Genomic DNA, 14,887 nt, shown 5'->3' with positions numbered 1-14,887 from the left:
CCTCCTCCTACTCGATTTTTAAATTTGGAGTCGTTGTTTTAACGGAACTTGTTTAATTCAAGCGGAAGCGGGCGATCATTTCACAGTTGGTCGCGGTATCGATCTTTTCCACCATAGAGGCAATTTTAGGGTTTGGGTGGCGTTTCATGAAATCGATCAGCGCTTTCTTACAGCAACCAATAGAATCGATAAAGCTTGAACATTGAGTATTAGGGCACTGAGGGATCAGTGTGAGTACCTTTTCAGAAGCCAGTTGAAGATACTTGAGCTCGTATTCAGTGTCGCCAGCCCAACGCCAGAATTGAGCAAGATTGTGGCAAGAAATCACCGAGATCAGTAAGCGTTCATCGGCTTGAATATCGGTGCGTTCTGTAATTTCTTCACTTAAGTTCAAAGCCTGCTGATAATGAAGAATACTTCGTACAGGATCGTCGAGCTGCAATGCAGTATCGGCAAGTAACGTGTGTTTTTCCCATTCGCTAATCATTGTATTACCTCACTAATCAATAGGTGGTTAATTTAAATGATAATCATTATCATGTAAAGTTTCATCAATGAGATTGTTAAGAATAATTGGTAAAGAATATCGATTATGGTGAGAGTGATAAAAAAGAAGCGAGCATAGTGCTCACTTCTTTTTTCATTTCATCAGGCGTTCAAACTCAACTTCTCAAAGAGGTTAAGGAATTAACCTTCTAGACCTGCGCTTGCTTGTTTGTTCTGAATCAGCTCAATCATGTAGCCATCAGGATCTTTAACGAACGCAATGTGTGTAGAGCCGCCTTTAACCGGACCCGCTTCTCGCGTTACGTTGCCGCCAGCTGCTTTAATCGCATCACACGTTATGTAGATGTCATCAACACCGATAGCAACGTGACCAAAAGCAGAGCCAAGATCGTATTCCGTGGTGCCCCAGTTGTAAGTCAGCTCAATCACTGCGCCTTGAGATTCGTCGCCAAAGCCAACGAAAGCCAGTGTGTATTCGTACTCTTTGTTTTCGTTCTTACGTAATAGCTGCATGCCCATTACATTGGTGTAGAACTCGATAGACTTGTCTAGATCACCCACGCGTAGCATGGTGTGTAAAATACGACCGTTTGACATGATTTGCTCCTAGCTTGTTATTGGTTGTTTCTTTTATAGCACTATATATGAGCAAGCTCATAAGCAACACCAAAGAGATGATGAGTTTGGTCATATTTTCTTATTCTCATCATCTATCTTACTCTCCCCCTCTGCCTTTTTTCTTATTTGTATTACAAGAAATTAAAGAGCGACGGCCTTATTAATTTGTCAGTCACTAGCGCTTAATTCGCAGTTTTGCATAAATAGTAAATTTGAGTGTTGGTCTTTTTTGTAATGGCCAAGAATGGCCTTGGTTGTTGAATTGTGACTTATATCTCCATCTTGTTGCTGATTTCCTTTCGTTTTTACAATTGGCATCTAACTTTCCATTTTATCAATTTATGATTACGCCAACATCTCCCTGTTTATTGAAAGGTTATTCCGATGTTTTACTTCGTTATTAAGGAATTTTCGATAAAATACGCCGATAACCAATGGTTTTTACGAAAGTGCAAAGGGTGTCTATTTTTTGTGCTTATCTTTTTTAAACAATAGTTTGGGCTTGTATTGTTTGTTTTATGTTTGATGTTTGATGTGGTTGTGTTTTAAAAGTAGTTGTCAAGTGTGTATCAAGTGTATCTTTTGCGATCTTTGCTAAATAGACAATCCTTACTATATAGTTTTTCAAGCGCACCAAATCGACTAAATATTCACTTTTGATTTGTGCGATTTTTCTATCACATAAGAATAAGTATTATTTTATTACATTAGCCTCGGCGTGAGGCATTGATGTGGAGTACTCAAATGACGAGTAAATGGTTTACACAACAAAGTTCAGATGTTTTAAACGAACTGAACGCAGATCAAACGACAGGTTTATCAACTTCTGAAGCGGATGCACGCTTAGAGAAGCACGGCACTAACGAACTGACTGCACAAGAGTCAGCTTCTGCGTGGGAACTGTATATTCATCAATATAAAAACCCACTGATTTTTATTCTAGCTGTTGGTGCAATCGTTTCTTGGTCTACTGGCCACGCGATTGATGCTATGGCTATTGCAGTGATTATCCTTATCAATACTGGTATCGCGTTCTGGCAAGAATTTAAAGCTCAGAAAGGGATGGAAGCGCTAAAAGAAATGGCAGCTCCAGAAGCCGAAGTGATGCGCGATGGTAAATGGATCAGTGTTCCAGCTAAAACCCTCGTTCCTGGTGACATCATCAAAATTAATACTGGCGATATTCTGCCTGCTGATGTTCGTATTCTTGAGTCAAACCGTCTGACGGTAGATGAGGCTGCACTGACCGGTGAATCTGAGCCAGTGAATAAGCAGTCTGAACGCCTTGAAGATGAGACCCTTGGTCTTGGCGATCAGAAGAACATGGGCTTCATGACAACAATCGTGACTACAGGTACAGGCCTTGCTGTGGTAACAAGCACAGGTATGCAAACTGAAGTTGGTCACATCGCTGATATGATGAACCAAACGGAAGAGACGAAAACACCAATGCAAGAGCGTATGGACACCATCGCACTCGCATTATTGGTTGTTGCTCTTGTGGTTGTTGCTATTGTTTGTGCTATCGGTGTTTACCACGGTATGCCATGGTTAGAAATCCTAACAACAGGTATCTCTTTATCGGTTGCCGCTATTCCTGAAGGTTTACCAACGGTGGTTACTATCGTATTAACGATGGGCTCGACTAAGATGGTTAAGAATAATGCTTTGGCTAAACAGCTAGCAGCAATCGAAACGCTTGGTTCTACAACCGTTATCTGTTCAGATAAAACCGGTACGCTAACACAAAACCAAATGCAGGTGATGAAAGCGTACGATGTGTCTGGTCGTTACTGGGATGTGTCAGGTAAAGGTTTTGATCCTAAGGGTGAATTCATTACCAAAGGTCACAATGTCGAAGCGACAAACAGCCCTGCAATGATGAAAGGTCTTGTTGTTGCAACGCTTTGTAACGATGCTGAATATGTAAATGCTGATGGTAAATGGACGGTTCGTGGCAACCCGACAGAAGGTGCACTAATTGTTGCAGCTGCAAAAGCAGGTCTTAAACAAGATGAAATGCTATCAACGGGTGGCTACTCAATCGTTAAGAAGTTCCCGTTCGATTCTGGTCGTAAGATGGCTTCTGTTATCGTTCGTGACCCACAAGGTAAGCACTTCCTAGCATTGAAAGGTGCGCCAGATGTTGTTCTTGGTAAATCAACCAGCTTCATGGTTGACGGTGGTTTCGTACCAACGGTTGGCTGTGAAGTTTCAGGCAACTTGGCTCTCGATACCGCACCGTCTCAAGAGCTTCATTTAAACTTTGAAGCGGCAATCCAAACCTTTGGTGGTGATGCTCTGCGTACACTTGCCGTTGGTTTCCGTGAATTAAAAGAAGAAGAGCTTGAGTTAGATTTCCCTGAGCTTGAAAAAGACGTCAGCATCCTGGGTATCTATGGCATCATGGATCCACCACGCCCAGAAGTACGCGATGCAGTAAATAGCTGTTATAGCGCTGGTGTTCGTACGGTAATGATTACCGGTGACCACGCAGTCACGGCAGCAGCGATTGCTCGTGAAATCGGAATCATCCGTAGCGAAGACGATCTAGTGGTAACGGGTGCTGAGCTTGACCAAATGGATGACGAGAAGCTGTTGTCTATCTGTTCTCAGGTTGCAGTATTTGCCCGTGTTACTCCAGAGCACAAGCTGCGTATCGTAAAAGCGCAGCAAGAGAACAATGAAGTTGCCTCTATGACCGGTGACGGCGTGAACGATGCGCCAGCACTGCGTCGTGCAGACATTGGTGTTGCGATGGGTATTACAGGTACGTCTGTTGCGAAAGACTCAGGTGACCTTATCCTGTTGGATGACAACTTCAGTACTATCGTGAAGGCGGTACGTCAGGGTCGTCAAATTTTCGATAACCTACGTAAGTTTATCCGCCAAGCACTTACAGCGAACGTGGGTGAGGTTTCGGTAATCCTATTTGCATTCCTACTCATGGGACCAGATGTAGTACTTCCGCTAACTCCACTAATGATTTTATGGGTTAACCTCGTTTCTGATGGTCTACCAGCACTCGCACTCGGTGTTGAGCCAGAAGAGAAAGATCTCATGGAGCGTAAGCCAGGCAAACGTGACCAAGGCTTCTTCTCTAATGGTCTAGGCGCTCGTATCCTAACTCGTGGTCTCGCATTAGGTGGTCTAAGCTTTGTGACATTCTCTTACGCACTCGACGGTGGTTACAGTGCTCAATACGCACAAACCGTTGCGTTTTTAACACTGATCTTTGCTCAACTTTGGAGCTTGTTCGATGCACGTACGTTTACAACGATTTATCGTAAGAATCCGTTCACTAACCACTACCTACTTGGTGCGGTGGCAGTATCGGCTATCTTGTCTTTAAGCGTTGTGTACACAAGCTTCGGTCAGTTGGTATTCAGCACAGAAGCGCTAGAGTTTAATCACTTAATATCGTTAATCTTCATTGCAGCAGTACCAACATTTGTTCTATCTGCTATCAAAGAAGTGACTAAAGTGGAGTTTATCTAAGACAGACTTCTTAGCTAAATAATTGAATCCCGCCATAAAAGGCGGGATTTTTTATGCCTGTTGTCTTGGGAACGCAGAATTAGAAGTGAAAACTTATGTAGAGGCGGATTCTAGAGAGTGGCAATAAAAAAGCAGCGCTTTAAGCGCTGCCGTATTGATTAATCGTTGTGAACGGAAAGACTAATCTTCGCTCTTTTCTTTGAATTCACAGAGGTCTTCAATGATACAGCTGCCACAGCGTGGTTTACGTGCGACACAGGTGTAACGTCCATGAAGAATGAGCCAATGGTGGACATCCAGTTTGAATTCTTTTGGGATAACTTTAAGTAGTTTTGCTTCGACATCGTCGACGGTTTTACCCATCGCTAGCTTAGTGCGGTTTGATACACGATAGATGTGAGTATCAACGGCAATGGTTGGCCAACCGAATGCGGTATTTAACACTACGTTTGCTGTTTTACGACCGACACCTGGAAGGGCTTCTAATGCAGCGCGATCTTCCGGTACTTCACCATTATGTAGGTCAAGCAGCATACGACACGTTTTGATGGTGTTTTCTGCTTTTGAGTTAAATAGGCCGATGGTCTTGATGTACTCTTTTAAGCCATCAACACCTAGGTCGAAAATTGCTTGTGGCGTGTTGGCTACAGGGTACAGCTTATCCGTCGCCTTGTTCACACTAACATCGGTTGCTTGTGCTGACAATAGAACGGCAATCAGCAGCTCGAATGGGCTGTTCCAGTTAAGCTCAGTCTCTGGCTTTGGATTGTTTTCTCTTAAACGCTCAAGTATTTCTACTCGTTTTACATTGTTCATAGCGACATTACTTTCAAATAGTTAGGGCATGAAGCTTGGATTGCTTCTGCTTTATCATCGGTTACGCGCTCTTATGAGCGTCATTATTATATGTACTGTTTAGATCTGATTTCTCCCGCTGAGTGGTTGAGCTAACTCAGCGAGGTTTAAGCTAATTTAACTTATTAGGCATTGGTAACGCGAGCGCGTTCAATGACTGGTTTTTCTTGTTTTGGTTGTCTAGATTTTGCTTGGTTATCGATGATATTTTTCAAAGCAATTAAGAAACCAACACCAATGAAGGCACCCGGTGGAAGCAGGGCTAACAAGAAGCTGTTATCAAATTGGAATATCTGGATTCGTAACACCGAAGCCCAGTCACCAAGCAGCAGGTCTGCGCCATCAAATAGGGTCCCGTTACCAATAATCTCACGCATCGCACCTAACACGACCAATACTGATGTCATGCCTAGACCCATCCAGAAACCATCTTGAGCCGCTGGTAGCACTTCATTTTTTGAAGCGAAGGCTTCCGCACGACCAATGATGATGCAGTTGGTTACGATCAGCGGGATGAAGATACCCAAAGAGAGGTAAAGCCCATAGGCGTAAGCGTTCATCAGCAATTGAACACAGGTTACTAGCGAGGCAATGATCATTACGAATACTGGGATACGTACTTCTTTTGGCACATGATTACGAACCAAAGAAACAGAAACGTTTGAGCCGACCAATACAAGCAAGGTAGCAATGCCTAGCCCAAGTGCGTTAGTGACTGTTGACGATACAGCCAGCAGCGGACATAACCCAAGAAGTTGCACTAGGGCAGGGTTATTGGCCCACATGCCATTTTTGATCAATGTTTTATGGTCACTCATTATTCACCACCACAATTTAGAGGTTGAGCAAGCAATGCTTGGTTGTTTTGGTTAACGTACTGGACCGCTTGTTTGACTGACTTCACGACTGCTCTTGGCGTGATAGTAGCGCCAGTAAACTGGTCAAAATCACCACCGTCTTTACGAACCTTCCAACGGTCTAGATTAGAATCCGTCACTTGCTTACCTGCAAACGAAAGAATCCAATCACTCACACGCAGATCAATCTTATCACCCAAGCCCGGAGTCTCTTGGTGAGAAAGCACGCGAGTACCTAAAATAGTACCGTCAGTTTTCATTCCAACAATGACTTTAATCGCGCCATTGTAGCCGTCTGGTGCAATCGCTTCGATCGCAATCGCGCTTGGCTCACCATTAAGCTTAGCAATGTAAGCCGGCATCGCTTGCTCAGTACCAAGCTCTTCTGCTTGAACCAAAGTACAAGACGAAAACAGCTCGTTGTCGTGCTGATCGTGTGGGATCACTTGGTTAAGAACAGACAGTAACTGAGCCTGTTCTTGTTGTTTGATCTGATCTTTGGTCAGGTAGTGAGTTACCGCGACCAAACCCGTCGAAGCACACGCAAAAATCGCGAGTACAAGGCCGTTTTTCTTAATTGCATTTAGCATGGTATCCGCTCCCTTAGTGACCGTATGTGCGAGGTTTGGTGTAGTAGTCAATCAGTGGAACACACATGTTGGCTAACAATACAGCAAACGCCACGCCATCAGGGAAACCACCCCAACTGCGGATGATAAAGACTAAACCGCCGATCAGAGCGCCAAACACTAAGCGACCTTTGACTGTCGTGGATGCTGAAACTGGGTCGGTTGCAATAAAGAATGCACCAAGCATAGTCGCGCCAGACAGAAGGTGAATGGTTGGAGAAGCGGTTTCTCCAGGAGTGAGCACTAAGAACACTAAGCTAAACAGAGTAAGACTGCCGATGAAAGCCACAGGGATATACCATTGAATAACACGTTGCTTAATCAGCACTAAACCGCCGATTAGGTAAGCAAGGTTTACCCACTCCCAGCCTACGCCAGCTAACCAACTAAATTGAGGTTGAGATAGTGCTTCTGAGGCAGTATTGCCTGCCGTTAATGCCGTTTTGAATGCATCAAGCGGCGTCGCCATTGTGGTGCCATCAATGCCAAGGCGTGCTTGTTGCAGAGACAAACCTTCGTTATTGAAGCCAGTAAAGATCATCAAGAATGAGTCAATAAAGCTTGTTGCTTCTGCTGTCAGGCTCGCGGGAGCATTCCAACTGGTCATTTGAACTGGGAATGAAATCAGCAAAACAACGTAAGCGACCATCGCAGGGTTAAATGGGTTCTGCCCTAGGCCGCCGTATAAGTGTTTCGCGATAATAATAGCGAAGAACATACCAATGACGAGGATCCACCACGGAGAGTGTGGGGGAATCGCGACACTCAGTAGCCAAGCGGTTACAACAGCACTGTAATCACGCAGTGCCATTACTGGCGGGCGTTTTCTCAATAGCATGACGGCTGCTTCAAAGGTAACAGCAAGTGCAATAGCAAATACTAACTGGATGAGGGTACCCCATCCAAAGAAGTAGGTTTGAGCTAGTAGACCTGGCAATGCACAAATAGCCACCCATTTCATTAGATCTGGGGTGCTTCTACGGCTATGCGCGTGCGGTGAGCTGGCGATAAAGAAGGCCACTACTCTTTCTCCTCATTGTTCTTTTTATCTAGCTCTTGCTGGGCTTTTTTCGCTTTAGCACGAGCGATAGCTGCAGCAACAGCAGCTTTCTTCGGATCGACCTGTTCAGATTGAGTATCAGTTTCTACTTCAACTACTGGTTCAGATGTTTCTGCTTGCTTAGCTTGCTGTGCTTTTTTTGCTTTAGCACGGGCTATAGCGGCAGCAACGGCGTCTTTCTTAGCATCGCCAGAACTTCCAGCTTCAGTTTCAACTGCAGGTTCAGGAGCTTCGGTTGTTTCTTGTGTCGCTTGCTGTGCTTTCTTAGCCTTAGCGCGAGCGATGGCCGCAGCAACAGCAGCTTTCTTAGGGTCGACTTGCTCCGATTGAGTCTCGGTTTCAACTTCAACCACTGGTTCAGATGTTTCTGCTTGCTTCGCTTGCTGGGCTTTTTTGGCTTTAGCACGAGCGATAGCGGCAGTAACAGCATCTTTCTTGGCATCGCCGGATTTTTCAGCAGGAGCTTCAGCAGCAGATTCAGCTTGTTGAGCTTTCTTGGCTTTAGCACGAGCAATGGCCGCAGCGACAGCATCTTTCTTAGCATCGCCAGAGCTTTCAACAGGAGCATCCGAAGCAGATTCCGCTTGCTGTGCTTTCTTCGCTTTAGCGCGAGCAATCGCAGCAGCAACGGCGTCTTTCTTCGTATCGCCTGAGCTTTCTGCAGGAGTATCGGCTGCTGCTTGTTGTGCCTTGCGCTCTCTCGCTTGACGCTTGCGCTCTTCACGCAGTTTAGACATTTCAGAGTTGTCTGGTTCAGCGCCTTCCGCTTTTTGAGCTGCAGCTTGTTTCGCTTTTGCCTTCGCAATAGCGGCAGCAACCGCAGGTTTCACTGCTGGTTCTTCATTCGGAGCCTGATCCGCAGCGGCTTTTTGTGCTTTAACACGAGCAATCGCAGCAGCAATAGCATCATCACCGCCGGATGTTTTCATATCTTTACGGCGGTTATCTGCGGCTTTTTTAAAGCGGTTTTCACGTTCGGCTTTATCACGCTCCATACGAGCGTTCTTCTCTTCAAAACGAATCTTGGCGCGTTCTGCAGCAGCGGCTTCATCTTTTCGAGTTTTGATTTCAGCTTTTGCTTGGCGATAGTACTGAACAAGAGGGATTTCGCTTGGGCAGACAAATGCACATGCACCACATTCAATACAGTCTTTAATATTTAGCTCTTCACACTTATCCAACTCGTTGGCTTTGGCGTGCCATTGCAGTTGTTGAGGAAGTAGAGACGCAGGGCAAGCTTCAGCACATGCGCTGCAACGGATACATTCCATCTCGTAAGTGCTTGGTGAGATCTCACGACGCGTTGGCGCCAAAATACAGTTCGACGTTTTGGTGATTGGTACATTGGCATGCGGCAAGGTAAAGCCCATCATCGGGCCGCCCAAAATTAAACGCGGCAGTTTTTTATCTGCTTTGTAGCCAAACTCTTCAAGTAACTCATGTACTGGTGTGCCTAATAGCGCCCAAACGTTACGAGGTTGCTTAAAGGTTTTACCGGTTAATGTCACAACGCGGTTAACCACAGGTTCGCCGTCAATTACTGCTCGCTTAATCGAGTAAAGAGAGCCGACGTTCTGAACCAAAACACCAATATCTGCAGGTATACCACCAGCTGGAACCTCTTTATTGGTGAGGATCTTGATGAGCTGTTTCTCACCACCCGAAGGGTATTTAGTTGGGATAACTCGAATGACGATGTCTTTGTTTTTCGCTGCAACCTCAAGTGCTTTTATTGCATCAGGTTTGTTGTCTTCAATACCGATAACGGTCAGCTTTGGTTGAAGAATGTGTTCAACCACTTCGATGCCGTTTAATACTTCGTCGGCATGTTCTTGAAGCAACTTGTCATCAGAGGTGATGTAAGGTTCACATTCCGCAGCGTTGACGATCAAAATGTCGGTACGACCTAAGCCTGATTGAAGCTTCTTAGCCGTAGGGAAACCTGCGCCGCCCATGCCTGAAATACCAGCTTGGCGAATCACATCAAGCAGTTCGTCAGAAGTCTTTGTCGAAAAATCTTCAACTGGATTTTTTTCAATCCAAGTGTCTAGGCCATCAGGTTTAATAACCACGCATATTTCGCTCAAGCCTGAAGGGTGAGCGGTAGTTCGCGGTTCGATAGCGGTAATCACACCCGATGTTGGTGCGTGTACTGGCAAAGTAAAACCTGTGTCTAAGGCCGTAAGTTGCTGACCTTTTAACACAGTGTCGCCAGCAGCAACCAATAGGTTCCCCGGCTTACCGATGTGCTGTTTCACAGGAAGAACGATTTCTTCTGGAAGCCTTGCATGGACGATATCAGTAGTATTCGACTGTTTCTTGTTTTCAGCAGGGTGCACGCCACCAGGGAAGTTCCAAATAGAGCCCGTGCGAATTTGTTCAATTAAAGAGATCATACTAACCCTATGCTTTAGGCTCTGACGCAGTCGCATCAGTCGCTTGGTTAGTGATATCAGTAACAGGAATGATGTTCATCTGCCATTTCCAATTTTCAGTCGTTGTTGCCACTGGAATCATTTCAATACAGTCAGTAGGGCACGGTGCGACACATAGATCACAACCTGTACATTCATCTTTAATTACTGTGTGCAGTGCCTTGGTGCCACCAACAATGGCGTCAACAGGGCAGGCTTGAATACACTTGGTACAGCCGATACACATATCTTCGTGAATGAAGGCAACGGTTTTTACTTTGTTATCTAAGTCATGAGCGGAGTCTTCAACTTCTACGCCCATTAAATCTGCTAGCTTCTCAATGGTTGCTTGGCCGCCCGGAGGACATTTGTTGATCTTGTCTCCGTTAGCGATCGCCTCTGCGTATGGGCGACAGCCAGGGTAGCCACACTGGCCACATTGAGTTTGCGGTAAAATGGTGTCGATTTGATCGACGATAGGATCAGCTTCAACTTTAAAACGGATAGAAGCAAAGCCCAAAATAGCGCCAAAAACAGCGGCTAAAACGGCTAGCGCAATGATCGCAATTAAAATGGTACTCATGTTTATTTCACCAACCCAGTAAAGCCCATGAATGCCAGAGACATTAGGCCTGCTGTGATCATCGCAATCGATGCGCCTTTGAATGGCATTGGAACATCAGCAACCGCAATACGTTCACGCATTGCAGCAAATAAGATCAATACAAGAGAGAAACCCACCGCTGCGCCGAAACCATAGATGATCGACTGAATGAAGTTGTGGTTTTCATTGATGTTCAGAAGTGCCACACCTAATACCGCACAGTTGGTGGTGATAAGAGGCAGAAAGATACCCAGCAGGCGATAAAGAGTCGGGCTGGTTTTGTGAACGACCATTTCCGTAAATTGAACAACCACCGCGATAACCAAGATGAAACTCATGGTACGCAGGTATTCAATACCCAGTGGGGTAAGGATGTAGGTTTCTACTAGGTATGCAGAGACCGACGCTAACGTTAGAACGAAAGTCGTCGCGAGGCCCATGCCAATCGCAGTCTCCAGTTTCTTGGAGACTCCCATAAATGGACATAGTCCTAAAAACTTCACTAGCACAAAGTTATTGACCAGCACTGTGCCAACCAACAACAAAAGGTATTCGGTCATAATGGATTAATTCTTGAGATTCCGATCCCGATATTATCCTGCTTTGCTCACCTAATAACAACCAAGGATCACTAGGGATTTAGACACTTGGTGAAAAAAACATCAGGTAATCGATTGATTATTAAAGTTACCGTAAGTATAGACGGCCAATTTTTACTTCGTGAGACAAGTTTGTAGGAGTAGTTGAATTGGATCTTTCATAAGATCATTCTTGAATTGAACTCGATTTGCTTCCTACGAATAGGGTCATATTTGTGGCTTTTTGTGCTCAGAACTATCAAAAAGAGGAGTGAAAGAGGCGAGTAAAATACGAGCCCAAAGCACTAAAACGCAAAAAGCCGCATCGAATGATGCGGCTTCTTTAAATTTGGCCCCCTTGTCGAGACTTGAACGCGGGCGGCTAGGTTTGTGACATTAACTTGGAACAAGTTAGTCGCAGTTATATACGAAAAGAGCCCAATCTTTCGATTGGGCTCTTTTCTGAATTTGGCTCCCCTTGCAAGACTTGAACTTGCGACATACGGATTAACAGTCCGCCGTTCTACCAACTGAACTAAAGGGGAATTGCTTGTTAGCGACGCGAATTCTAATAATTGTCCGGATTTCTGTCAATAAAAAATATCAGAAAAAAGTAAGATAAAAAACTTTACTTTCTTGAACGCCTTATAGGATTTAGCTTTGCTTTAGTTATCCACCAAAATTGTGGATAAGTGTGTGTGTGAAACTTTAACAACAATAATCGGGATAAATCGAAAAATGTAAAAACCTTATCTAACGTAATGTATTTAAAAGATTTATAGCAAAATGTCGCAATTGTATAACTTCTGTAGATTATAAAACGAACAGTAAAACAAGCGGTATTTTTAGGTTTTTTGGGGAAAAGTAGTGGATTAAAATTCGAGTAATTTAGCTGGGGAAACTTTGCAGGGCACGGATAATACCAAGTTCTAAAAATAAAAGCTATAACTGATCTCTGATCTTAAGATGCATTTCTCTAGATAATTGTTGCAACGACACTCCTCCTAGAGTGACAATGACCTGATTAAAAAAACAGTATGGAAATGGCGACCTATGAGTAAACTCTTTGACTTGGTATCGGACTACAGCCCGTCCGGTGATCAGCCGACAGCGATAACCAAATTACTAGACGGATTAGATTCTGGTTTGGCACATCAAACTCTACTAGGGGTAACGGGCTCAGGTAAAACCTTTACCCTTGCCAACGTCATTTCCCAATCTCAAAGACCTGCGATTCTGTTAGCGCCTAACAAGACATTGGCGGCTCAACTTTATGGTGAGATGAAATCTTTCTTTCCAAACAATGCCGTTGAGTATTTCGTTTCTTACTACGATTACTACCAACCTGAAGCCTACGTTCCAACCACGGACACGTTCATCGAGAAAGATGCGTCTGTTAACGCTCATATCGAACAAATGAGGCTTTCGGCAACCAAAGCCTTATTAGAACGAAAAGACGCCATCATTGTGGCTTCTGTGTCGGCTATCTACGGTCTGGGTGATCCTAAGTCTTATTTGAAGATGATGCTTCATTTGAGTCGTGGCGAGGTGATGGATCAGCGAGACATCCTGCGTCGATTGGCTGAGCTGCAATATTCAAGAAACGATGTCGCCTTTGAACGTGGTCAGTTCCGTGTTCGTGGTGAGGTGATTGATATCTTTCCGGCTGAATCTGACCAAGATGCGGTTCGAATTGAGATGTTCGATGACGAAGTGGACTGCATTAGTATTTTTGATCCTCTGACTGGTGCGGTGAAACAAAGAGACTTGCCGCGCTTTACGGTTTATCCAAAAACTCACTATGTAACGCCAAGAGAAAAAATCCTTGAGGCGATTGAGAACATCAAGGACGAACTGCGCGATCGTGCTCAATACTTAAAAGACAACAATAAGCTTTTGGAAGAGCAGCGTATCTCTCAAAGAACTCAGTTTGATATTGAGATGATGACTGAGCTTGGCTTCTGTTCCGGTATCGAAAACTATTCACGATACTTGAGCGGCCGTGCGGAAGGGGAAGCGCCGCCAACGTTATTTGACTACCTGCCTGATGATGGTTTGCTGATCATCGATGAGTCACACGTGACTGTGCCGCAAATTGGTGCGATGTATAAAGGTGACCGTTCTCGTAAAGAAACCTTGGTCGAGTTTGGTTTTAGACTGCCTTCTGCATTGGATAACCGTCCAATGAAGTTTGAAGAATTTGAGTCTATAGCCCCACAAACGATTTTTGTGTCGGCAACACCAGGTAATTACGAGATTGAAAAATCAGATGGCGAGATTGCTGATCAAGTGGTACGTCCTACTGGTCTGTTAGACCCAATCATCGAAGTAAGACCTGTCGCGACGCAGGTGGATGACTTGCTGTCTGAAATCAGAATCCGTTCAGTGAAAGAAGAGCGTGTTTTGGTTACCACGTTGACCAAGAGAATGGCAGAAGACTTAACCGAATACCTAAGTGAGCACGGCGTTAAAGTGCGTTACTTGCACTCGGATATCGATACCGTTGAGCGTGTAGAGATCATCCGAGACCTACGTTTGGGCAAGTTCGATGTGTTAGTGGGCATTAACTTACTTCGTGAAGGTTTGGATATGCCTGAAGTGTCGCTGGTGGCGATTCTTGATGCAGATAAAGAGGGCTTCTTGCGTTCTGAGCGTTCTCTGATTCAAACCATTGGTCGTGCTGCTCGTAACTTGGAAGGTCGAGCAATCCTTTATGGTGATTCGATTACTAAGTCGATGAGAAAAGCGATTGATGAAACCGATCGTCGTCGCGAGAAACAGCAAGCCTACAACGAAGAGCAAGGCATCACTCCGCAAGCGTTGAAACGCAATATCAAAGACATTATGGAACTGGGTGATCTAACCAAGTCGAAGCAGCAGCGCCAATCGAAACAAGTTCCACTATCTAAGGTGGCAGAGCCTTCTGAAAGTTATGCAGTACTTACGCCGCAACAGCTTGATAAAGAGATCAGCAAGCTAGAATCTGCGATGTATCAGCATGCTCAGAATCTGGAATTTGAATTGGCCGCACAGAAGCGTGATGAAATTGAGCAGTTAAGAAAGCAGTTTATTACCAACAGCTAATCTCACTTTTCGCTCGAGAATTGATCCCCCTCAACACAAGAATTGAGAGTGTTTCAGACAAAAAAACAGCCAGTAGTAAATGTTCTACTGGCTTACGTTTGTGAACAATCGGTCCACTAACAACGTCAGTTGGCTAGGTGACCCGAAGGTCATTTATACCGTTGCATCGTTCGTGCCAGATAG

The 14,887-nt window shown here is 44.7% G+C and carries 11 protein-coding genes and 1 tRNA gene; 2 read left to right on the top strand and 10 right to left on the bottom strand.

What is annotated here, in order from left to right; genetic code table 11:
- Positions 1-52: 52 nt before the first annotated feature.
- Together AB4263_RS06245 and gloA are read right to left on the bottom strand one after the other, a co-directional pair.
- Positions 53-487, bottom strand: a complete 435-nt coding sequence (locus AB4263_RS06245) for a DUF2753 domain-containing protein (protein ID WP_004734047.1) — start codon at positions 485-487, stop codon at positions 53-55.
- A gap of 200 nt (positions 488-687) precedes the next feature.
- A complete protein-coding gene (gene gloA, locus AB4263_RS06240; protein WP_137002124.1) occupies positions 688-1,104 on the bottom strand; it encodes a lactoylglutathione lyase in 417 nt (138 codons plus the stop codon).
- A 765-nt stretch (positions 1,105-1,869) separates the two neighbouring features.
- On the opposite strand from gloA, the gene AB4263_RS06235 reads away from it, so the two are divergent.
- Positions 1,870-4,623, top strand: coding sequence for a cation-transporting P-type ATPase (locus tag AB4263_RS06235; protein WP_017061173.1), 2,754 nt, complete (start codon positions 1,870-1,872; stop codon positions 4,621-4,623).
- Between the two features lie 180 nt (positions 4,624-4,803).
- On the opposite strand, the gene nth is transcribed toward AB4263_RS06235, so the two are convergent.
- The 8 genes from nth to AB4263_RS06195 form a co-directional block, all read right to left on the bottom strand.
- Positions 4,804-5,439, bottom strand: a complete 636-nt coding sequence (gene nth, locus AB4263_RS06230) for an endonuclease III (RefSeq protein WP_048610522.1) — start codon at positions 5,437-5,439, stop codon at positions 4,804-4,806.
- Between the two features lie 164 nt (positions 5,440-5,603).
- The gene (locus tag AB4263_RS06225; RefSeq protein ID WP_012603531.1) at positions 5,604-6,296 is read right to left on the bottom strand and encodes an electron transport complex subunit E; all 693 of its coding nucleotides are present in this window, start codon (positions 6,294-6,296) and stop codon (positions 5,604-5,606) included.
- A complete protein-coding gene (rsxG, locus tag AB4263_RS06220; protein WP_017061171.1) occupies positions 6,296-6,925 on the bottom strand; it encodes an electron transport complex subunit RsxG in 630 nt (209 codons plus the stop codon). Before rsxG ends, AB4263_RS06225 begins: the two co-directional genes overlap by 1 nt.
- A 13-nt stretch (positions 6,926-6,938) precedes the next feature.
- Positions 6,939-7,985 (bottom strand): electron transport complex subunit RsxD, encoded by a 1,047-nt coding sequence (gene rsxD, locus AB4263_RS06215; RefSeq protein WP_017063459.1) that lies wholly within the window; start codon positions 7,983-7,985, stop codon positions 6,939-6,941.
- On the bottom strand, positions 7,985-10,420 hold the full coding sequence (gene rsxC, locus AB4263_RS06210) for an electron transport complex subunit RsxC (protein ID WP_372097889.1): 2,436 nt from the start codon (positions 10,418-10,420) through the stop codon (positions 7,985-7,987). The genes rsxD and rsxC overlap by 1 nt, the downstream gene beginning before the upstream one ends.
- A 7-nt stretch (positions 10,421-10,427) precedes the next feature.
- Entirely contained in the window at positions 10,428-11,021 is a 594-nt protein-coding gene (gene rsxB, locus AB4263_RS06205; protein ID WP_004734040.1) for an electron transport complex subunit RsxB, read from the bottom strand.
- Between the two features lie 2 nt (positions 11,022-11,023).
- On the bottom strand, positions 11,024-11,602 hold the full coding sequence (rsxA, locus tag AB4263_RS06200; RefSeq protein WP_004734039.1) for an electron transport complex subunit RsxA: 579 nt from the start codon (positions 11,600-11,602) through the stop codon (positions 11,024-11,026).
- Between the two features lie 487 nt (positions 11,603-12,089).
- Positions 12,090-12,165 (bottom strand) — tRNA-Asn (locus AB4263_RS06195).
- 508 nt (positions 12,166-12,673) lie between these two features.
- Here AB4263_RS06195 and uvrB point away from each other — a divergent pair.
- Complete coding sequence (gene uvrB / locus AB4263_RS06190; RefSeq protein ID WP_372097887.1) at positions 12,674-14,704, top strand: excinuclease ABC subunit UvrB; 2,031 nt, start codon at positions 12,674-12,676, stop codon at positions 14,702-14,704.
- Positions 14,705-14,887 lie beyond the last annotated feature (183 nt).

Source organism: Vibrio sp. 10N.261.55.C5, from assembly GCF_041470505.1.
GTDB classification, from domain to species: domain Bacteria; phylum Pseudomonadota; class Gammaproteobacteria; order Enterobacterales; family Vibrionaceae; genus Vibrio; species Vibrio crassostreae_C.
The sequence above is the reverse complement of the archived record's forward strand: the minus strand, read 5'-3'. Positions and strand labels throughout refer to the sequence as shown.